Raw genomic sequence first — 19559 nt, 5'->3', positions numbered from 1 at the left:
CAACAGGGTGGAAAGACGATCGATTCCCCGTGGAATCCGATCGGCGAACAAGCCCGGCGCCCGGACGCCGAGCCCCCACGCCTCCCTCGAGGGCGGCGCGTCGCCGATCCGCCTTCCCCGCCGGAGCGCTCGTTTCGCCCGTATCGCCAATCGCGGTCGCCGCACGCGCCTGCTCCGGAGACGCCATGCTCGCGTTCAAGAACATCTCCACCTCCCGCAAGCTCCTTCTGGCCTTCTGCTTGACTGCGGCAGGCGTCGGCATGGGCGGGGTCGCGATCCATCAGACCGCCGCCGCGACGGATGCGGCGAACGCTTCCTATGACGAGCTTCTGGACCGCGCCCGGGCGACCGATGCGCTGGAACGGGCCGTGCTCGCTCGCAGCACGGCGGCCATGGCGCTCGTTCAGCAGCGCAACGACGGTGCCGAGGCGCAGTTCAAGACGGCTGGTTCCGACCTGTCGGCCGCCGTCGGCGCGCTGCAGGGCCGCTTCCTTTCGGCCACCGACACGGCGCGCCTGGAGCGCCTGAAGAGCCTCGACGCCGACTTCCGCAGCGATGTCGATCATGCGCTCGGCGGCGCGGTCGCCGCTCCGGCGGCGCCCGCCCGGGCCCGCACGGAGATTCTCGCGGCGCCCGCGAGCGGCCCGGACGCCGCGCCCATGCTGTCGCTCGTGCGCTCGCTGCGCGAAAGCGAGGAAAGCGCGCTCGCCACCGCCCTCGCCCACCGCGAGGAAGCGCGCGCCACGGCCAACACGACCCTTCCCCTGGCGATCGGCTTCCCGCTGGTTCTCGCCGGCCTGTCCTGCGCGCTTCTCCTTCGCGGCATCGCCTCGCCGCTGCGCCGCACGAGCGAGGAACTGGCGCGCCTCGCCGAGGGCGCGTCCGACGCGCAGCCCGGCGCGATCGGCCGCGCCGACGAGATCGGCGCGCTCGCCCGCACCGGCGAGGCGCTGCGCGCCGCCCGCCAGCGCGCGCTCGCCCTCGAAGCCGAACTGGCGAGCCTGCGCTCCTCGAGCGCCAACCGCGAGCAGGAAGCCGAGACCGAGCGCCTGCGCACGGTCGGCGAGCAGGCCGACGTGGTGCAGGCCATCCAGGACGGGCTGACCCGCCTGTCGGGTGGCGACCTCACCTGCCGCATCGAGGCCGAGTTCCCGCCGCGCTACGCCAAGCTTCGCAACGAGTTCAACGCCGCCGTCACCCATCTGCACGACATGGTCGGCCGCGTCGCGCAGTCCGTGTCCTCGATCGCCAACGGCACGAGCGAGATCGGCCATGCCTCGGACGACCTGTCGCGCCGCACGGAGCAGCAGGCCGCCAGCCTCGACAAGACCGCCTCGGCGCTCGACGAGATCACCGCGACGGTGAAGCATTCGGCCGAGAACGCCGCGTCGGTCGCCTCGTCCGTCGCCGCCGCGCGGCAGGACACCGAGCGCTCCGGCGAGGTCATGCGCGAGGCGGTGGACGCGATGAACGCGATCCAGAAGTCCTCGCAGCAGATCGCCCGCATCATCGGCGTCATCGACGAGATCGCCTTCCAGACCAACCTCCTGGCGCTGAACGCGGGCGTCGAAGCGGCGAGAGCGGGCGATGCCGGTCGCGGCTTCGCGGTCGTGGCGCTCGAAGTGCGCGCGCTCGCCCAGCGCTCCTCGGAAGCGGCCAAGGAAATCAAGACGCTGATCGGCACGTCCTCGACCCATGTCGGCAACGGCGTGGACCTCGTGAACCGCTCGGGCGAGGTGCTCACCCGCATCGCCGCGCAGGTGACGCAGATCGACGCCCTGGTGCAGGAGATCGCCGGTTCGGCGCGCGAACAGTCGATCGGCATCGCCGACGTCAACGACGCCGTGAACAAGATGGACCGCGTCACGCAGCAGAACGCGGCCATGGTGGAGGAAACCACCGCCGCCACGCTGTCGCTGCGCGCCGAGACCGAAGAACTCGGACGTCTCGTGTCCTCCTTCCAGGTGGACGGGACCAACGGCGCCGTGGCGCAGCTGCGCTCCATGTCCGCCGCCATGAAGACCACCGCCAAGCCGCAGGCGGCCCCGGCTCCCGCGCCGCGCGCCGCCGAGCCGGCCCCTGTCGCCCGCCCGGTCGCCGTCGCCGCCGCCTCGGGTGGTGGTGCCGCCGCCGCCGCCGCTCCGTCCGAAGATCTGGGTTGGGAGGAATTCTGATGGGTTCGAAGACACCGACCACCGGCACGCCTGAACCACAGGACGACCTCGTCGTCGCCCTGCCCCCCGAAATTCTCGCCATGATGGCGGCGAGCGACGCGTCCCTTACAGCGACGCAGGACGCCGAAGCGGCGGAAGCCGAGGACGCGGCCGCCTTGTCGGCCGAGAGCGGCGAAGCGGACGCGGCCGACGACCTGGCGAGCGCGCCGGAGCTGGACGCCTCGGACGACGTCGTTGAGGACGCCTCCGACGAGACGGTGCTTGTCGCGGCGGAGGATGCCGACGACGGGACCGACGCCGCCGACCTCGGCGACGCCGATCCGAGCGAGCCTGCCGAGTTGGCCGGCGTCGCCGGAGAGGACGCCCCGCCGGCCGATCTCGACGCGCAGATGGCGCTGCTTCTGGCGAGCGTCGGCGCCCTGCCGGCGGGTGCCGAGCCGAGCGCGCCGGCCGCCCTCCCCGCCGAGCCGGCGGAGAACGAGGCGCTTCTGTCGCTGCCCGCCGTTCTCGACCTCACCGCCGCCGGCGCCCTGCACGCCGCGCTCCTCAACCATCGCGGCACGCCGCTGGCGCTGGACGCGGGCGAGGTGAAGCGTCTGGGCGGCCAGTGCCTTCAGCTTCTCCTGTCGGCGGATCGCACCTGGGCGGCGGACGGCGTTCCGATCCGGCTCCAGGGCGCGTCCGAAGCCTTCGATCGCGATCTCGGCTTCATGGGCCTGAGCCGCGACGACCTGTTCCAGAGGACCGCCGCCTGATGCCCAAGACCATCCTCACCGTCGACGATTCCCGCACCATGCGCGAGCTGCTCCGCTCGGCCCTGGAGCCGGCCGGCTTCACGGTCATCCAGGCCGAGGACGGGCTCCACGGACTGGAAGTGCTGGGCGCCAGCGAGCCCGACGCCATCATCACCGACATCAACATGCCGCGCATGAACGGGCTGGAATTCATCGAGGCCGTGCGCGTCGATGCCGCCAAGCGCGCCATTCCGATCATCGTCCTGACCACGGAAAGCGACACGGCCAAGAAGGACCGCGCCCGCAAGGCCGGCGCCACGGGCTGGATCGTCAAACCCTTCGACCCCGCCCGGCTGATCGCCGCCATCAACCGCGTCGTCGCCTGAGGACCCTTCACCCATGAGCGCACTCGACGAAATCAGGGTCGTCTTCTTCCAGGAATGCGACGACCAGCTCCAGGAACTGGAGGACGGCCTCACCGCCATGGAAGGCGGCGAGACCGACGACGACACGGTGAACCGCGTGTTCCGCGCGGTGCACTCGATCAAGGGCGGCGCCGGCGCCTTCGACCTGCACAAGCTGGTCAAGTTCGCCCACACGTTCGAAACCGTGCTGGACGAGGTGCGCGCCCATCGGCTCGCCGCCGACGGTACGGTCATGCCGGTCATGCTACGCTCGGCCGACCATCTGCGCGACCTCGTGGCCGCCGGTCGCGACGGCGGCGACGGCGACCAGGAGCGCTCCAAGGAGCTGATCGTCGAACTCGAAACGCTGATCGGCGGCCCCAAGGGCGGTCATTCGGCCTCCGAGGACGGCGACGACGAGGATGGCGGCCTCAGCCTTGCCGATTTCGAGTTCACGCCGGTGGCGATGGACTGGGGCGCGATGGGCCTCGCCACCGAGGCGCCCGCCGCCGAGGACGAGGACGGCCCGGCGATCCGCATCAGCTTCAAGCCGAACAAGGATCTCTACGCCAAGGCCAACGAGGCCGCGGTTCTCCTGCGCGAGGTCGCCTCGCTCGGCGAGGCCGTGGTGCGCTGCGACACGTCCGCCGTTCCCGCGCTGGACGAGATCGACCCGGAAGGCGCCTATCTGTCCTTCGAGGTCGAACTCGACGGCGAGAACGCCACGGAAGCCAAGGTCCGCGAGATCTTCGAATTCGCCGAATGGGATTGCGAACTGGAGATCAAGGCGCGTGGCGGCTCGGTGCCCGACTTCGGCGGCGACGATGCCGGCGGCGTGTCGGTGGCCGATCTTCTCGCTCGCCTCCAGGGCGAGATCGCCACGGAAGCCCCTTCCGAGACCAGCGACAAGGCGGAGGGCTCCCCCCTCCCCTCGCTGACGCCGGCCCCCGCACCGTCTGAGCCCGCGAAGGCGGAGAGCAAGGACGACAAGGACGACAAGGGCAAAGCCGGCAGCAAGAGCGAGGCCGAAGCGCCCGCCGTCGTCATTCGCGTCGAGCTTCACCGGGTCGACAAGCTGATCGATCTCGTGGGCGAACTCGTGACCACGCAGACCATGCTCGCGCAGAAGGTCGAGGAAGCGGGTCTGCCGACCGGCTCCGAGGTCGTCAGCTCGATCGAGGAACTGGACCGCCTGACCCGCACGCTGCAGGACAGCGTCATGGCCGTGCGCGCCCAGCCCGTGAAGTCGGTGTTCCAGCGCATGCCGCGCCTCGTGCGCGAAACCGCCTCGGCCACCGGCAAGAAGGTCAATTTCGTCACCCATGGCGAGAACACCGAGGTCGACAAGACCGTGGTGGAACGCCTGTCCGACCCGCTGACCCACATGATCCGCAACGCGATCGACCACGGCCTGGAAAAGCCGGACGACCGCGTCGCCAAGGGCAAGCCGGCCGAAGGCACGGTGACGCTCTCGGCCGCCCATCGCTCGGGCCGCATCATCATCGAGATTTCCGACGATGGCGGCGGCATCAACCGGCCGAAGGTCAAGCAGATCGCGATCGACAAGGGCCTGATCCCGCCCGACGCGGTTCTGTCCGACGAGGAAACCGACCAGCTCGTCATGCTGCCGGGCTTCTCCACCGCCACCACCGTCTCGTCCATCTCGGGGCGCGGCGTCGGCATGGACGTGGTGAAATCCTCGATCGAGGCGCTGGGCGGACGCCTGTCCATCTCCTCGCGCCCCGGTCTCGGCTCGGCCTTCACCATGAGCCTGCCGCTGACGCTGGCCGTGCTCGACGGCATGATCGTGCGCGTCGAGGAGGAAACGCTGGTGGTGCCGCTCAGCACCATCGTCTTCACCTTCCGCCCGCAGCCCGGCGACATCCAGTATGTCGGCCAGGGCCGCACCGTTCACGTGCGCGACCAGATCGTGCCCCTGATCGATGTCGGCGTGGAGCTCGGCTATCGCAAGGCGCCCGTCGATCCGCTGACCTCGGTCGCGGTTCTCGTGGACTGCGACAACAACCGGCGCGTGGCGCTCCTGGTGGACGACATTCGCGGCCAGCGGCAGGTCGTCATCAAGAGCCTCGAGAAGAACTATCGCCCGGTGCCGGGCATCTCGGCGGCCACGATCTCGGGCGAAGGGCGCGTGGCGCTCATCCTCGACGTCGAGGCCATCGCGGGCGACCGGACGCTCGACAATTTCATCTTCGGTATCGACAACGTCGCGGCGGAGTAAGCACCCATGTCGAACACGGCCCGCAAATCCATCGGCCACGGGGTCGAGATGGTGGCCTTCCGCGTCGGCTCCCAGGAATTCTGCGTCGACATCAAGGCGGTGCGCGAAATCCGGGGCTGGACGCCGGCCACCACCCTGCCCCATGCGCCGCACTACATCCTGGGCGTCATCAACCTGCGCGGCACGGTCCTGCCGGTGGTGAATCTCGCCGCGCGCCTCGGCCTGCCGCTGGAGGAGCCGACCCCCCGCCACGTCATCGTCGTGGTGCAGGCGGAGGACCAGACCTTCGGCCTTCTGGTGGATGCGGTGTCCGACATCCTGTCGATCTCGCCCGATCTGCTCCAGGGCGCGCCCGATCTGGCGCAGGATTCGGCGAAGGCCTTCGTCTCCTCGGTGATCGCCATGGACGACCGGATGATCGCCCGCATCATGCCCGAGCGGATGCTGCCAGAGCGGCTGAGGCTGAACTGACGATGTCGCTCGCTTTTTCCCCGGCAACCCGAGCATCCGACGACCCCGAACTCTCCGTGGCCGAGTTCGGCCGCATCGCGCGCATCATTCGCGACGAGGCCGGCATTCATCTGGCGGACGCCAAGACCTCGCTCGTCTACTCGCGTCTCGTGAAGCGGCTGCGGGCGGTCGGCATCGCGTCCTTCAGCACCTATTGCGACCTCGTCGAGTCGGCCGCGGGCAAGAGCGAGCTGAAGAAGATGGTGGAGGCGCTGACCACCAACTACACGTTCTTCCTGCGCGAGCCGCACCATTTCGAGCATCTGCGTCGCGAGGTCCTGCCGGGGCTGATGGCCGAGGCCGCGCGCGGGAAGCGCGTGCGGATCTGGAGCGCGGGCTGCTCCATGGGCCACGAAACCTATTCGATCGCCCTCTCGCTTCTGGCCGTCGCCCCGGACGCGGCGCGCCACGACGTGAAGATTCTCGCCACCGACATCGATCGCAACGTCCTCGCCACCGCGCGCGCCGGCCTCTACGACGAGGCGACGCTCGCCGCCGTGCCGAAGGCCGATCGCGAGCGCGCCTTTCTTCCCCCGCGCGAGGACGGCTTGTCGGAAGCGCGCCCCGAGGCGCGCGCGCTCATTACGTTCCGCGAGCTGAACCTTCTCGACGACTGGCCGATGAACGGGCAGTTCGACATCGTCTTCTTCCGCAACGTGGCGATCTATTTCGACCAGCCGTTGCGCGAAGCGCTCTGGGTGCGCATGGCCCAGCATATCCGGCCGGGCGGCTGGCTCTATGCCGGCCATTCCGAGCGCATCACGGGCGCGGCGGCACAGCTCTTCTCGCACGAGGCCACCACCACCTATCGGAGACACGCAAAATGACGCCGGTTCGTGTGCTGGTGATCGACGATTCGCCGACCATGCGAATGCTGATCCGCACGGCGCTGCGCGAAGAGGAGGACATCGAGGTCGTCGGCGAGGCGGGAACGGCGAGCGAGGCGCGCGCCGCGATCAAGGCGCTCGACCCCGACGTCGTCACGCTCGACGTCGAGATGCCGGGAATGCCGGGCATCGAGTTTCTCGAAAAGATCATGCGCCTGCGCCCCATGCCCGTGGTCATGGTGTCGAACCAGACCGGGCCGGGCACGGCGACCGCGATCGAGGCGCTGTCGATCGGCGCGTTCGACTGTCTGGCCAAGCCCCGGCGGGCACAGGACGAAGCCTTCGCGCGGCTCGGCCAGACCCTGCGCGCGGCGGCGGCCTCGCGGCAGGGTCTTCTCGGCATCTCGGCCCGGCGGGCCCGCACGGCCGAACAGCGCCAGGACGCCCCGCGCCCGCTCGGCCAGCGCGCGGCCTCCGCGCGCGTCGAGCCCGAGGTGATCGCCATCGGCGCGTCCACGGGCGGCATCGAGGCCCTGACGGCGCTGTTTTCCGAATGGCCCGACAACGCCCCGCCGACGCTCGTCGTGCAGCATCTGCCGGCCGGCTTCACGCGCGGCTTCTCCCAGCGCTTGGAGCGGCTGTCGCCCGCCCGCGTGGTGGAGGCCGAGGACGGCATGCCCCTGGAACGGGGCTCGATCTACATCGCCCCCGGCGGCAAGCGACACCTGATGGCGACCGGCGCCGTGCCGGTCTGCTCGCTGGTGGAAGCGGCCCCGGTCAGCGGTCATTGCCCCTCCGTGGACGTTTTGTTCCACTCCGTAGCGCGTCGTTTCGGAAAAAGAAGCCTTGCGGTGATTTTGACCGGCATGGGCAGCGACGGGGCGCAGGGAGCTTTGGAGATTCGTAAGACCGGAGGGAGGACAATCGGTCAGAACCAAGAATCGTCCCTCGTCTATGGAATGCCCCGCGCGGCCTTCGCGCTCGGCGCCATCGAAGAAGAACATCCACTCGAAACGATACACCGCGCCGTCTTCGGCGCCTGATACGAAGGCCTCACTCCATGTCGCTCACCAAGCAGACCATCAAGATCCTGATCGTGGACGACCAGACCACGAGCCGCCTTCTGATGCGGGACGCGTTGCAGCAGATCGGCTTCGCCAACATCCCCTTCGCCAAGGACGGCGAGGAAGCGTTGAAGATGATGATGTCGAGCCCGGCTCATATCGTCGTGTCCGACTACAACATGCCCAAGCTCAACGGCCTGCAGCTCCTCCAGGCGATCCGCACCTATCCGGCCACGCGCATCACGCCCTTCATTCTCCTGACCGGCTCGGGCGATCGCGAAGTGCTGCAGAAGGCGGTGAAGCTCGGCGTCAACAACTACCTGCCCAAGCCCGTGCAGCCCGCCGCGCTGCAGAAGGCCATCCAGGCGGTTACCGGCAATCTGCCCGGATGAGGGGGCCGGACGAGCGGATTCACGTCCCACAGGGCGAGATCTGCTTCGGGGTCCATGAGAGCGTCTGCCTGACGACGATCCTGGGCTCCTGCGTCGCCGCCTGCATCTTCGACCCCCTGGCCTCGGCCGGCGGCATGAACCATTTCCTGCTCGCGGGCGACGACGGCCCGCGCAGCGGGGAGGCGGAACGCTACGGCGTCTACCTCATGGAAGTGCTGGTGAACGGACTTCTGGAGCGCGGCGCGCGGCGCGAGCGGCTGCTCGGCAAGTTGTTCGGCGGAGCCTGCACCGGGCTCGGCCGGGGCGAGATCGGCGTGGCCAACGGCGCCTTCGCCAAGCGGTTTCTCGCCATGGAGAACATTCCGCTCGTGGGCGCGAGCCTCGGCGGCAATCAGGTTCGGCGCGTCCAGTTCTGGCCGGCGACCGGACGGGCGCGCCAGCTCTATATCAACGCGCCCGATCCGACGCCCACCGCCGCCCCGCTGCCCAAGGAGCGGGATCTCGGCGAGGTCGAGTTCTTCTGAGCGAAGGCCGGGTCGGCTTTCGCATCCGGACGTCGCGAAGGAAGGCTCCCGCGCCGCGCGGCGGCCCGGAGCGCCTCTTCGGCGAGGGACCACCCCGCCCCGACGCCCGCCCCGATCTGGTTCGGGACGGGTCTGCCCTCCGGTCGCCGAGCCGGACGCCCGATCCGGGCCCCTCTTCATCACGGCCGATCGAGGCCGAGGAACATCGCCATGCCCCACACGATCGCTCCGCGCCTGTCGCTCGTTCTCGAACGGATCGGCGGCGAACTCGCCGAACAGGCCGAGGCCGTGCGCGGTCTCCATGCCCTCGCCGAGGGCCGCCCGGCCGACGAGACGCTCGTCAGCGCGCAGACCATCGACACGTCCTCGCAGCATCTGGCCGAACTCGGCGCGCTTCTGCGATGCCTCGCGGCCTCGGCGGGCGAGGCCGAAGCTCCCGCCGGCTGTTTCGAGGCGATGACCCTGTCGGGCCTTCGCGCGCGCCTTCTCGGCCAAGCGGAAGAGCAGGCGGAATCGGGCGAAGTGGATTTCTTCTGAGCCGCCCCGTACCAGCTTGAGCTAAAGCTCCGCGCGGCCGGGCCGGAGCGGCGCGGGCCTTGCGCGCCCGGTCGAAACAATGAGAAGTCGGGTGCTTCGACTTCGCTAGCCAGGCCCCGAGCGCCATGTCCGACCCTCTCGCCCCCCTCGTTTGCGCAGCGCTCCGCGCCGGCGCGGCCGCGACCGCGATCTACGAGCGATGCATCGCCCCGGAATGGAAGGCGGACGGCTCGCCCGTCACCGAAGCCGATCGCGTCGCCGAGGCCATCATCCTCGAAGCGCTCGCCCGCGAGTTTCCGGGTGTTCCGGTGGTCGCCGAGGAGGAAGCGTCGGCCGGCCGCGTTCCCGACATCGCCGAGCGCTTCTTTCTGGTGGACCCGCTCGACGGCACGCGCGAGTTCGTCGGCCGCAATGGCGAGTTCACGGTCAACATCGCCCTGATCGAGCGGGGCGTTCCCGTCGCCGGCGTCATCCTCGCGCCCTGCCTCCACCGCATCTTCGCGGGCGACGGCACCTCGGCCTGGCAGGGAGAGGTCACGGCGGAGGGCACGGTCGCGGACCGCCGCCCGATGCGCGTGCGCGCCGCGCCGCCCGAGCCCGTCGCCGTCGCCAGCCGCTCCCACCCCTCGCCCGAGACCGCCGACTGGCTGGCGCGCCGTGCGATCCGCCATATCGCGACGCGCGGCTCGTCGCTGAAATTCTGCCTTCTGGCGGCGGGCGAGGCCGATCTCTATCCCCGCTTCGGCCGCACGATGGAATGGGACACGGCGGCGGGACAGGCCATTCTGGAGAGCGCGGGCGGCCGTGTCGTCACGCCCGGCGGCGAGCCGCTGCGCTACGGCAAACGCGGCGCGAGCCCGGAGACGGATTTCGAGAACGGCGCCTTTCTGGCCTTCGGCGACCCGGCGCTTCTCGCTCTCGCGGACTGACCGCACCCACTACGACACGCAGGCGAATACTTCGGCCGGCAGAGCTTAAAGGCGGGGCTGCGGAGTCCTCGAAGGAACGGCAGGGCCGATCGCGCCGAGCTTCCAAGCAAACATAAAAGTTTCACACTTCCCTCGATTGTCGAGACTGACCGCGAGGCGTAAAAAGCCCCTGTTTCATGCTGCGCCTGCAAGAAGGCGCGGTCGGCGAACTTGGTCTCGGCAAGGATGGAGTGCGCCATGCGCGACATGCCACCGCCTGAACGTCCCGCCCTGAAGCTCGCCGTGATCGGCACCGGCTATGTCGGTCTCGTATCCGGCGCCTGTCTCGCGGAGGTCGGCCACCGCGTCGTCTGCGTCGATCGGGCAGCGAGCAAGATCGAAAGCCTGCGGGCCGGCCAGATTCCCATCTACGAACCAGGCCTTGCCGATCTCGTGCGGCGCAATGTCGAGGCCGGCCGGCTCGGCTTCACGACCGACGTGGCGGAGGCCCTGTCCGGCGCGGATCTCGTCATGATCGCGGTGGGAACGCCCACCCGCAAGCTCGACGGGAACGCCGACCTTCAATACGTCTTCGCCGCCAGCCGCGACATCGCCCGCGCGCTCACCCATCCGGCCGTGATCGTCACCAAGTCCACCGTGCCGGCCGGCACGGGTCGCGAAATCCGGCGCCTCATCGCGCAGGAGAATCCCGCGCTCGATTTCGACATCGCCTCCAACCCGGAATTCCTGCGCGAGGGCAACGCGCTGTCGGACTTCATGCGGCCCGACCGGATCGTGGTGGGCACCGAGACGCCCCGCGCCCTCGCCGCCCTGCGCGCGCTCTACCGCCCCTTCACCGATCGAGGGCATGAGCTGATCGCGACCGACATCACCTCGGCCGAGCTCATCAAATACGCCGCCAACACGTTTCTCGCCACCAAGGTCTCCTTCATCAACGAGATGGCCGATCTCTGCGAGAAGGTCGGCGGCAACATCGCCGACATCGCGCGCGGCATGGGGTCGGACCGGCGCATCGGGCGCGCCTTTCTCCAGCCCGGCCCCGGCTATGGCGGCTCCTGCTTTCCCAAGGACACGCTCGCCATGGTGCATCTGGGCGAAAAGGCCCTGAGCCCGGCGACGATCGTGGAAGCGGTGATCGCGGTGAACCGCGCCCGGCCCCATCGCATGGTGGCCAAGGTCGTGGCGGCGGCCGGCGGCGACGTGCGCGGTCAGGTGATCGCGCTGCTCGGCCTCACCTTCAAGCCGGAAACCGACGACGTGCGCGACAGCGTCGCCCTGCTCGTGGCCGAGGAACTCGCCGCGCGCGGCGCGATCGTGCGCGCCTACGACCCGCAGGGCATGGCGCATGCGCGCGAGCTTCTGGGCGACGCGGTGGCCTATGCGCCGAGCATGGACGCGGCGCTCAATGGGGCCGATCTCTGCGTCCTGGCGACCGAATGGCGGGAATTCGCCGACCGTCCGCTCGCCGACTACAAGCGCGCCCTGCGCCGGCCCCTGATCGTCGATTTCCGCAACATGTTCGCGCCCGCCGACATGGCGAGGGCCGGCCTCGGCTATGTCTCGATCGGCCGCGCCGGCGTCGCCGCGCCCGCGCCGGCCGCACCCGCTCTGGAAGTGGCCTGACGGGACAGGGCGTCATTTCCTCGCCCTGCGTCTTGAATCGATTGGCTTTCCGCAGGGCGCCCCACATGGGGACGGAGAGGATCGCTCCGTTCCTCATGGGAGGCCCCCAAGCCCGGCTTGAACCCGGCCAGATGCGAGGTCGCAGACATCGTCCTCTTCAGGGAACGCCATTTCGACAGGCGCGGCGTCCGGGGTGGCTCGTCATGGCCCGCGGCGTCTCGAACGGGCGCGGCGCCATGAGCCGCCGGCCCCCCGGCCGTCCGGCGCATCCGCGCGCCGGTTGACAAAGCCGCCCCTGCCCTGCATCACTTCGATCATTCCGAGGGGTGTGCCTCGGAGCGATGGCTGGCCCTTTCGAGGGACCCGCGCCGCTCCAGGGCGCTGAGATGGCGCGAGCCGAACCCTTGAACCTGATCCGGGTCATACCGGCGTAGGAACGGGAATGGGCGGCTTGTCGGCGGCCCGCGCACCTTCTTCGCTTCACTCCGGATCTCTTGCGGACCCTTTGTCGGGGCTGAGGAGATCATATGCGCCATCGCACGCCGCCCCCACACAGAACACCCCGCCCCGGTCCCCATCCGGCCTGACGGGCGGAGCCGATGCGCGCCCTTCGCGCCACCCTTCTGGGCCTTCTCGCCGTGCTTCTGGCCTGGGGGCTCTTCGTCGCGCTCGCCGCGCCGCCGCCCTACATGCTGCCCTCGCCCCTTCGCGTCGGCGCGGTGCTCTGGGCGCGGTCGGGCTTTCTTCTGGCGCAGGGCTGGCTGACCCTCGTCGAGACGCTGCTCGGCCTCGCGCTCGGCGCGCTGGCCGGCGCCTCGGCGGGGCTCGGCACCGTGCTCTGGCCGCGCCTCGGCCGCGTCGCCTGGCCGCTTCTTCTCGTTCTTCAGGCCATGCCCGTCTTCGCGCTTGCGCCGCTTCTCGTGCTCTGGTTCGGCTTCGGCCTCGTCTCGAAAGTGGTGATGGCGGCGCTCGTCATCTTCTTTCCGGTCGCCTCCGCCTTTGCCGACGGGTTGCGCCGCACCGAGCCCGACCTCGTGGACGCCGCCGCCCTGACGGCCGCGACGCACTGGCAGACGCTGCGCCTCGTGCGCATTCCGCTCGCCATGCCCGCCCTCGTCACGGGCCTGCGCGTCGCCGCCCCGCTCGCCCCGCTCGGCGCGGTGATCGGCGAATGGGTCGGCGCATCCGGCGGGCTCGGCTTCGTGATGATCCAGGCCAATGCGCGGATGCAGACCGATCTCATGTTCGCCGCGCTGATCCTGCTCGCCGCCATGACGCTGCTCCTGCGCGCGCTGGTGGACGAGTTCGCCCCGCGCCTTGCCCCCTGGGCGAGCGAGGACGCCGCCCCTCCCCTTTCCACCCTCCTGTTTCGAAGGAAACCCGCCTCATGCGATCCCTCTGCGCCGCCGCAGCGCTCGCCCTCTCGCTGATCGCCAGCCCGGCGCTCGCCGCCGACAAGCTCACCGTGCTTCTCGAATGGTTCGTGAACCCGGACCACGCGCCGCTCGTGATCGCCAAGGAAAAGGGCTTCTTCGAGCGCCATGGGCTCGACGTCGATCTCGTGCCGCCCGCCGACCCGTCCGCCCCGCCGCGCCTCGTCGCCGCCGGTCAGGCGGATGTGGCGGTTCACTACCAGCCCAATCTCCTCCTCGACCACGCCAACGGCCTGCCGCTGGTGCGCTTCGGCACGCTGGTGGAAACGCCGCTGAACACGGTGGCGGTGCTCGCCGACGGGCCGATCCGCTCGCTCGCCGACCTCAAGGGCAAGCGGATCGGCTATTCCGTGGCGGGCGTGGAGGAAGCGGTTCTCTCGGCCATGCTCGGCTCGGCCGGCCTCCAGCTCTCCGACGTCCAACTCGTCAACGTCAATTTCGCGCTCACCGCCTCGCTCGCCTCCGGCAATGTGGACGCGACCATCGGCTCCTATCGCAATTTCGAGGCGACGCAGATGCGCCTCGAGAACCACGAGGGGCGCTTCTTCTACCCCGAGGAAAACGGCGTGCCGCCCTATGACGAGCTGATCTTCGTCACCAGCCGCGACAAGCTCGCCGACCCGCGCCTGCCGCGCTTTCTCGACGCGGTGGAGGAGGCGACGCTGTTTCTGACCAACCACCCGGACGAGGCGCTTCCGCTCTTCCTCAAGGCCTATCCCGATCTCGACGACACACTGAACCGCACCGCCTTCGCCGACACGCTGCCGCGCTTCGCCAAGCGGCCCGGCGCGCTCGACACGGTGCGCGCCGAGCGCTTCGCCGCCTTTCTGAAGGACGAGGGCGTCCTCTCGGCCGTTCCGACCGTCGCCGATTACGCCGTGGAGCTGAAGCGATGAACGCTCAAGGCGCGCAGGCCGGCGCGATCCCGGTCGCGCTCACCATCGCGGGGTCGGATTCGGGTGGCGGGGCCGGCATCCAGGCCGATCTGAAGACCTTCTCGGCGCTCGGCGTCTTCGGCACCAGCGTCCTCACCGCCGTCACCGCGCAGAACACGCGCGGCGTTTCGGCCGTGGAAACCCTGTCGCCCGCCATCGTTGCGGCGCAGATCGACGCGGTGCTCGGCGATTTCGCGGTCGGCGGCATCAAGATCGGCATGGTGTCGAGCGTGCCGGTGATCCGCGCCATCGCCGAGCGCCTGCGCGCCCATGGCCGCCGCGCGGTGGTGGACCCGGTCATGGTCGCGACCTCGGGCGACCGGCTGATGGACGAGGACGCGACCGGCGCGCTCCAGGACGAGCTTCTGCCGCTCGCCGAGGTGCTGACGCCGAACCTGCCGGAAGCGGCGCTGCTTCTGGGCGAGCGCCCGGCCGAAAGCGAAGCGGCCCAGCGCGCGCAGGGGCTGCGGCTTCGCGCGCTCGGCCCCCGCGCGGTTCTGGTCAAAGGCGGCCACCGGCAAGGGGCGGAAAGCGTCGATCTCTTCCTGTCGGAGGCGGGCGAGCTTCGCCTCGCCCTGCCGCGCGTCGACACACGGAACGACCACGGCACCGGCTGCACGCTCGCCGCCGCGATCGCCGCCGGCCTTGCCCGAGGGTTGGCGCTGGAAGACGCGGTGCGCGAGGCGCGGCTCTTCCTGCAAGGCGCGCTCGAAGCCGGGGCAGGCTGGCGGCTCGGGTCGGGCCGGGGTCCCGTCCATCATTTCCACGCCCTCTGGCCTGAAGGCCGGGAAGGAGACAAGCCATGAGCGAGCGTTTCACCGAGCATCTTCGCGATCTCGCCGAGCCCGACTGGAGCGAGGCGGCGACGCATCGCTTCACCCGCGAGCTCATGGACGGCACGCTCGCGCCCGACATCATGGCGCGCTATCTCGTCCAGGATCATCGCTTCGTGGACCGGTTCCTGATGCTGATCGGCGCGGCGATGGCGACGAGCGACCGCTTCGAGTCGCGCCTGCGGCTCGCGCGCTTCGCCGGCCTCGTGGCGGGCGAGGAGAACACCTATTTCGAGCGCGCCTTCGAGGCGCTCGGCGTCTCGGCCGAACGGCGCGCGAGCGAGCCGGACAGCGCCGCCACGGCCGGGTTCAAGGCCCTGATGCGGGACGCGGCGGAGCATCGCTCCTATGCCGCCGCGCTCAGCGTCCTCGCCGTCGCCGAATGGCTCTATCTCGACTGGGCCTCCCGCGCGCCCACGCCTCTGCCCGACGGCTTCGTCCATCGCGAATGGATCACGCTGCACGACAATCCTGGCTTTCGCGACTTCGTCGCCTTTCTGCGCATCGAGCTCGACCGCGTCGGGCCACAGGAGCGCGCGCTCTGCGAGACCCTGTTCCGGCGAGCGGTCGCGCTGGAGCGCGCCTTTTTCGACGCCGCCTACGACGCGCCGAGGCCAGCATGAGCGCCGTGTTCGAGCGGCTGAAAGGGGCCGCGAGCGCGGACTGGAGCCGCTATGTCGAGCATGACTTCGTTCGACGGATGGGCGACGGGACGCTGCCGGACGCCGCCTTCCGGCGCTATCTCGTGCAGGATTACCTGTTCCTGATCCAGTTCGCGCGGGCCAACGCGCTCGCCGCCTACAAGAGCCGGACGCTCGCCGACATGCGCCGGGCGCAAGGCGCGCTTTCGGCGATCCTCGATGTCGAACTGGACCTCCATGTGCGCCTTTCGGCGCGCTGGGGCCTGTCGGCGATGGATCTGGAACGGGCGCGCGAGGAACCGGCCACCACGGCCTATACGCGCTTCGTGCTGGATTGCGGCGCGTCGGGCGATCTTCTCGACCTGCATGTGGCGCTCGCCCCTTGCGTCATCGGCTATGGCGAGATCGGCGCCCGGCTCGCCGCCGCGCTGACGCCCGACGCTCTCGCCGCGCATCCCTATCGCGACTGGATCGGCGAATATGCGGGCGCGCCCTATCAGGGCGTCGCGGAGGCGGCGCGCCTTCATCTGGAGGATCTCGCCGCCCGCTCGCTCACCGAGCGGCGCTTCGGCGCGTTGGGGGAGATGTTCGCGCAGGCCTGCCGGCTGGAGGCCGACTTCTGGCAAATGGGTCTCGAGACGCAAGCCTGACGAAACGGCGTCTTTCGCCCGCTTCGCCGGTTCGCGCATCGAGCCGGCGAAGAAAACCTTGTTCCATCGCGCCCATTTTTCTCCTCATTTTACTGAATTGCCTTGCTGCAGTTCCGGCGATCCCGACCTTCTTGCTCGTCCACGCAAGTTGGACGCGCCGCCCTACTTTCGCTCAAGGTCGCTCGCAAAAGCATTCGGGTGATTCGATTCCGCGAGCCGCCACCCGCACCGCGTGCACTCGGCAGGGGCACCACGTCTCTCGCGTTCAGATATCCAACTCGATCGGGTTCCGAAAAGCGATCACAGGGCAAAACGTCCGGTGATTTTTCAGTATCGGCTTGAAACAGAAGAACGTTGAAGGCAAATACAAACCAGTTCATTCGCGCCACGTCTCCCGGTGGCACTTCCAACTGGTGAAAGGTCTGTCAGGATATGGAAGACAACTCGGACCAGGTTTCGTCGCGCCGCCATCTCGCAGCGCAGATCGTCAAAGCCTATGTCAGCAACAACCATGTCCCGCGAGACGATCTCCCCAGCCTGATCGGCATTGTGTTTGACGCGCTGAAATTCGACACGCCCGCCGACGCGGCGCAGGCCGAAGCGGCGCCTCTTGTCCCTGCGGTTCCGGTCAAGAAGTCGGTCACGCCGGATTATATTGTTTGCCTCGAAGACGGTAAGCAGTTCAAATCTTTGAAGCGCCATCTGATGACGCATTACAATCTGACGCCGGAAGCCTATCGCCAGAAATGGGGGCTCCCCGCCGATTATCCGATGGTCGCGGCCAATTACGCGGCCAAGCGCTCGGAGCTCGCCAAGAGCATCGGCCTCGGCCGCAAGATCAGCGCGCCCGAAGTCGCGGCCGCTCCCGAGCCTGAGCCCGAGCCGGAAGCGGAAAAGCCCGCCAAGCGCCGCGCAGCGCCGCGCAAGCCCAAGGCGGCGGCGGAGGCCTGAGGCGAACGCCCGGCGCCCCCCTCGGCCCTTCAGCCCCCGTCGGTTCGCCCGGCGGGGGCTTTTCGTTGCCCGCGGACCCGATTGGTTGTCGACGACTTGGAAAATAATGACGGCACGACCTTTCCGTCAGAGATTTTCTTGTTCCGTAAACAGGCCTTAATCTCGCCATACTAGGCTCACCGGCAGAATCTCTTCCGCCGGTGTCGATGCTCTCCATCCTTCCCCCATCCACGCCGTCCGTCCGGCTTTCGGAACTCGTCGGCGCGCTCAGCCATGCCCTCGACATGACGGAAGGCCAGCCGGCCGGTCATTGCGTGCGCGCCGCCTTTATCGGCACGCGCGTCGGGCTGGAGATCGGCCTCGACGCCGCCGCGCTTCAGGACCTGCGCCACACGATCACGCTGAAGGATCTCGGCTGCTCCTCCAACGCTGCGCGGCTCTGCCAGCTTTATCTCGCCGACGACGTCGCCTTCAAACGGGCCTTCAAGCGGCTGGACGACGGGCTGCCGCAGGTTCTGCGCTTCGTGATCGAACAGACCGGCCTGACGGCGGGCCTCGCCGAGCGCTTTCGCGCCATCGCCCATATCTTCCGCAATGGCGGCGACATCGCGCAGGAGCTGATCGAGACGCGCTGCGACCGGGGCGCGGCGATCGCCCGCCGCCTGCGCTTTTCCGAGCCCGTGGCGCTCGGCATCCATGCGCTGGACGAGCACTGGGACGGCCACGGCCGGCCCTTCGGCCGCGCGGGCGAGGCCATTCCGCTTTATGCCCGCATCGCGCTCCTGTCGCAGGTCGCCGACGTCTTTCACCGGGGCGGCGGGCGGAACGCGGCGCTGGCGGAGGTGACGGCGCGCAGCGGGCGCTGGTTCGACCCCGCGCTCGTGCGCGCCTTCGAGGCGGCCGCGAGCCGGGTCGGCTTCTGGAGCCAGCTGGAAGGCCCGGAGGCCGCGCTGTTCCCGCCCGAGGAGGACCTCTCGGCCCTCGTGGACGACGCCTATCTCGACGACATCGCGGAAGCCTTTTCGGAAGTGGTGGATTCCAAGAGCCCCTTCACGTCGGGCCATTGCAAGCGCGTCGCCCTGTTCACGGATCTGATCGGCGAGGCGCTCGGCTTCTCGCCCGAGCAGCGGCGCAAGATGAAGCGCGCGGCGCTCCTGCACGATATCGGCAAGCTCGGCGTGTCCAACACGATCCTCGACAAGCCGGGCGCGCTGACGGACGAGGAATTCGCGCAGGTCCGGCTCCATGCCAGCCATAGCGAGACGATCCTGTCCCAGATCACGGCCTTCGCCGAGCTCGCCGAAATCGGCGGCGGCCATCACGAACGGCTCGACGGCAAGGGCTATCCGCGCGGGCTGAAGGGCGACGAGATCGGCCTGGAAACACGGATCGTGACGGTGGCCGACATTTTCGACGCCCTGACGGCCGAGCGGCCCTATCGCGCAGCCATGCCGATCAGCCAGGCGCTCGCCATTCTCGACAAGGAAACCGGCACGGCGGTGGACCCGCTCTGCGTCGCCGCCCTGAAACAGGGGCTGGCGCGGATCGACCTGTCGCTGGTCGGCGCGGGCGCGGCGGCCGAACTGAAGGCCGGACAAGGCGCCCTTCCCACGCGGATCGTCGCCTGACAAGCGGCCCGCCGGGGCGGAGGACGGAAACCGGGAAAAGGATGAACGGGCGGCCATGCGCCGCCCGGTTCGGTCGCGTCCCGAGCCGCCGAGCGGCGGTCTGGACGGAATAGTTCAAGGCAGGCGAAAAGGCTCAGCCGCAGCTCATCGTGCCCGACCCGTCGGCCGGCTCGATCTGAACGCGGGTGTGGCCGGCGGACACGAAGCCGAGCTTGGCGGCGGCGCCCTTCGAAAGGTCGATCAGCCGGCCCTTGATGAAGGGACCGCGATCGTTGATGCGAACGACCACCGAGCGGTTGTTGCGCAGGTTCGTGACCTTCACCTTGGAGCCGAGCGGCAGCGTCTTGTGGGCCGCCGTCATGGCCGATGGGTTCATTCTCTCGCCCGACGCGGTGCGCGATGTCAGCGCATACCAGGAGGCGCCCCCGCAGGTGGTCTTGCCGGCGGCCTCGGCCGCCTGGGGGGTGGCGAGGAGAGTGAGCGTGGCCAAGGTGGAAGCTGCCACGACGAGCGTTCTTGCGTTCAAATGTC

At 69.3% G+C, this 19559-nt stretch carries 20 protein-coding genes and 1 riboswitch; of the genes, 19 read left to right on the top strand and 1 reads right to left on the bottom strand.

The annotated features are described in order from the left end of the window. Positions 1–185: 185 nt before the first annotated feature. The 19 genes from B146_RS0103540 (at position 186) to B146_RS0103450 (ending at position 19028) form a co-directional block, all read left to right on the top strand. Positions 186–2174, top strand: coding sequence for a methyl-accepting chemotaxis protein (locus B146_RS0103540; RefSeq protein WP_019995039.1), 1989 nt, complete (start codon positions 186–188; stop codon positions 2172–2174). Then, positions 2174–2929, top strand: a complete 756-nt coding sequence (locus B146_RS29695; RefSeq protein ID WP_019995038.1) for an STAS domain-containing protein — start codon at positions 2174–2176, stop codon at positions 2927–2929. Before B146_RS0103540 ends, B146_RS29695 begins: the two co-directional genes overlap by 1 nt. After that, positions 2929–3294, top strand: a complete 366-nt coding sequence (locus B146_RS0103530; protein ID WP_019995037.1) for a response regulator — start codon at positions 2929–2931, stop codon at positions 3292–3294. The genes B146_RS29695 and B146_RS0103530 overlap by 1 nt, the downstream gene beginning before the upstream one ends. Before the next feature lie 13 nt (positions 3295–3307). Beyond that, positions 3308–5551 carry a chemotaxis protein CheA gene (locus tag B146_RS0103525; protein WP_019995036.1) on the top strand — a complete coding sequence of 748 codons (2244 nt, stop codon included), beginning with the start codon at positions 3308–3310 and terminating at the stop codon, positions 5549–5551. A gap of 6 nt (positions 5552–5557) precedes the next feature. After that, positions 5558–6022, top strand: coding sequence for a chemotaxis protein CheW (locus B146_RS0103520; RefSeq protein ID WP_019995035.1), 465 nt, complete (start codon positions 5558–5560; stop codon positions 6020–6022). Between the two features lie 2 nt (positions 6023–6024). Then, positions 6025–6888 carry a CheR family methyltransferase gene (locus tag B146_RS0103515; protein WP_051091483.1) on the top strand — a complete coding sequence of 288 codons (864 nt, stop codon included), beginning with the start codon at positions 6025–6027 and terminating at the stop codon, positions 6886–6888. Continuing rightward, positions 6885–7931: a protein-glutamate methylesterase/protein-glutamine glutaminase gene (locus B146_RS0103510; protein WP_019995033.1), complete on the top strand. Its 1047-nt coding sequence runs from the start codon at positions 6885–6887 to the stop codon at positions 7929–7931. The genes B146_RS0103515 and B146_RS0103510 overlap by 4 nt, the downstream gene beginning before the upstream one ends. A gap of 17 nt (positions 7932–7948) precedes the next feature. Beyond that, a complete protein-coding gene (locus B146_RS0103505) occupies positions 7949–8344 on the top strand; it encodes a response regulator (protein ID WP_019995032.1) in 396 nt (131 codons plus the stop codon). After that, a complete protein-coding gene (locus B146_RS0103500) occupies positions 8341–8868 on the top strand; it encodes a hypothetical protein (RefSeq protein ID WP_019995031.1) in 528 nt (175 codons plus the stop codon). Before B146_RS0103505 ends, B146_RS0103500 begins: the two co-directional genes overlap by 4 nt. 210 nt (positions 8869–9078) lie before the next feature. Further along, positions 9079–9405: a hypothetical protein gene (locus tag B146_RS24930; protein ID WP_019995030.1), complete on the top strand. Its 327-nt coding sequence runs from the start codon at positions 9079–9081 to the stop codon at positions 9403–9405. Positions 9406–9530: 125 nt separating this feature from the next. After that, positions 9531–10334, top strand: coding sequence for a 3'(2'),5'-bisphosphate nucleotidase CysQ (cysQ, locus tag B146_RS0103490; protein ID WP_019995029.1), 804 nt, complete (start codon positions 9531–9533; stop codon positions 10332–10334). A gap of 237 nt (positions 10335–10571) precedes the next feature. After that, entirely contained in the window at positions 10572–11957 is a 1386-nt protein-coding gene (locus B146_RS0103485) for a UDP-glucose dehydrogenase family protein (RefSeq protein WP_019995028.1), read from the top strand. A 312-nt stretch (positions 11958–12269) separates the two neighbouring features. Continuing rightward, positions 12270–12411: riboswitch (TPP riboswitch) on the top strand. 145 nt (positions 12412–12556) lie between these two features. Further along, a complete protein-coding gene (locus B146_RS0103480) occupies positions 12557–13387 on the top strand; it encodes an ABC transporter permease (protein WP_019995027.1) in 831 nt (276 codons plus the stop codon). Further along, entirely contained in the window at positions 13345–14286 is a 942-nt protein-coding gene (locus B146_RS0103475) for an ABC transporter substrate-binding protein (RefSeq protein WP_019995026.1), read from the top strand. The genes B146_RS0103480 and B146_RS0103475 overlap by 43 nt, the downstream gene beginning before the upstream one ends. After that, positions 14283–15131: a bifunctional hydroxymethylpyrimidine kinase/phosphomethylpyrimidine kinase gene (thiD, locus tag B146_RS0103470; RefSeq protein ID WP_019995025.1), complete on the top strand. Its 849-nt coding sequence runs from the start codon at positions 14283–14285 to the stop codon at positions 15129–15131. The genes B146_RS0103475 and thiD overlap by 4 nt, the downstream gene beginning before the upstream one ends. Continuing rightward, positions 15128–15781, top strand: a complete 654-nt coding sequence (locus B146_RS0103465) for a TenA family protein (protein WP_019995024.1) — start codon at positions 15128–15130, stop codon at positions 15779–15781. The genes thiD and B146_RS0103465 overlap by 4 nt, the downstream gene beginning before the upstream one ends. Next, on the top strand, positions 15778–16449 hold the full coding sequence (gene tenA, locus B146_RS0103460; protein WP_019995023.1) for a thiaminase II: 672 nt from the start codon (positions 15778–15780) through the stop codon (positions 16447–16449). Before B146_RS0103465 ends, tenA begins: the two co-directional genes overlap by 4 nt. A 432-nt stretch (positions 16450–16881) precedes the next feature. Beyond that, positions 16882–17400: a Ros/MucR family transcriptional regulator gene (locus B146_RS0103455; RefSeq protein ID WP_019995022.1), complete on the top strand. Its 519-nt coding sequence runs from the start codon at positions 16882–16884 to the stop codon at positions 17398–17400. A gap of 206 nt (positions 17401–17606) precedes the next feature. Continuing rightward, positions 17607–19028, top strand: coding sequence for an HD-GYP domain-containing protein (locus tag B146_RS0103450; protein ID WP_019995021.1), 1422 nt, complete (start codon positions 17607–17609; stop codon positions 19026–19028). Positions 19029–19161: 133 nt separating this feature from the next. On the opposite strand, the gene B146_RS0103445 is transcribed toward B146_RS0103450, so the two are convergent. Further along, entirely contained in the window at positions 19162–19533 is a 372-nt protein-coding gene (locus B146_RS0103445; protein WP_244498122.1) for a septal ring lytic transglycosylase RlpA family protein, read from the bottom strand. Positions 19534–19559 lie beyond the last annotated feature (26 nt).

The organism is Aureimonas ureilytica DSM 18598 = NBRC 106430 (assembly GCF_000382705.1).
GTDB classification, from domain to species: Bacteria; Pseudomonadota; Alphaproteobacteria; order Rhizobiales; family Rhizobiaceae; genus Aureimonas; species Aureimonas ureilytica.
Note: the sequence above shows the minus strand (reverse complement) of the source record. Positions and strands in the feature narration are given on the sequence as shown.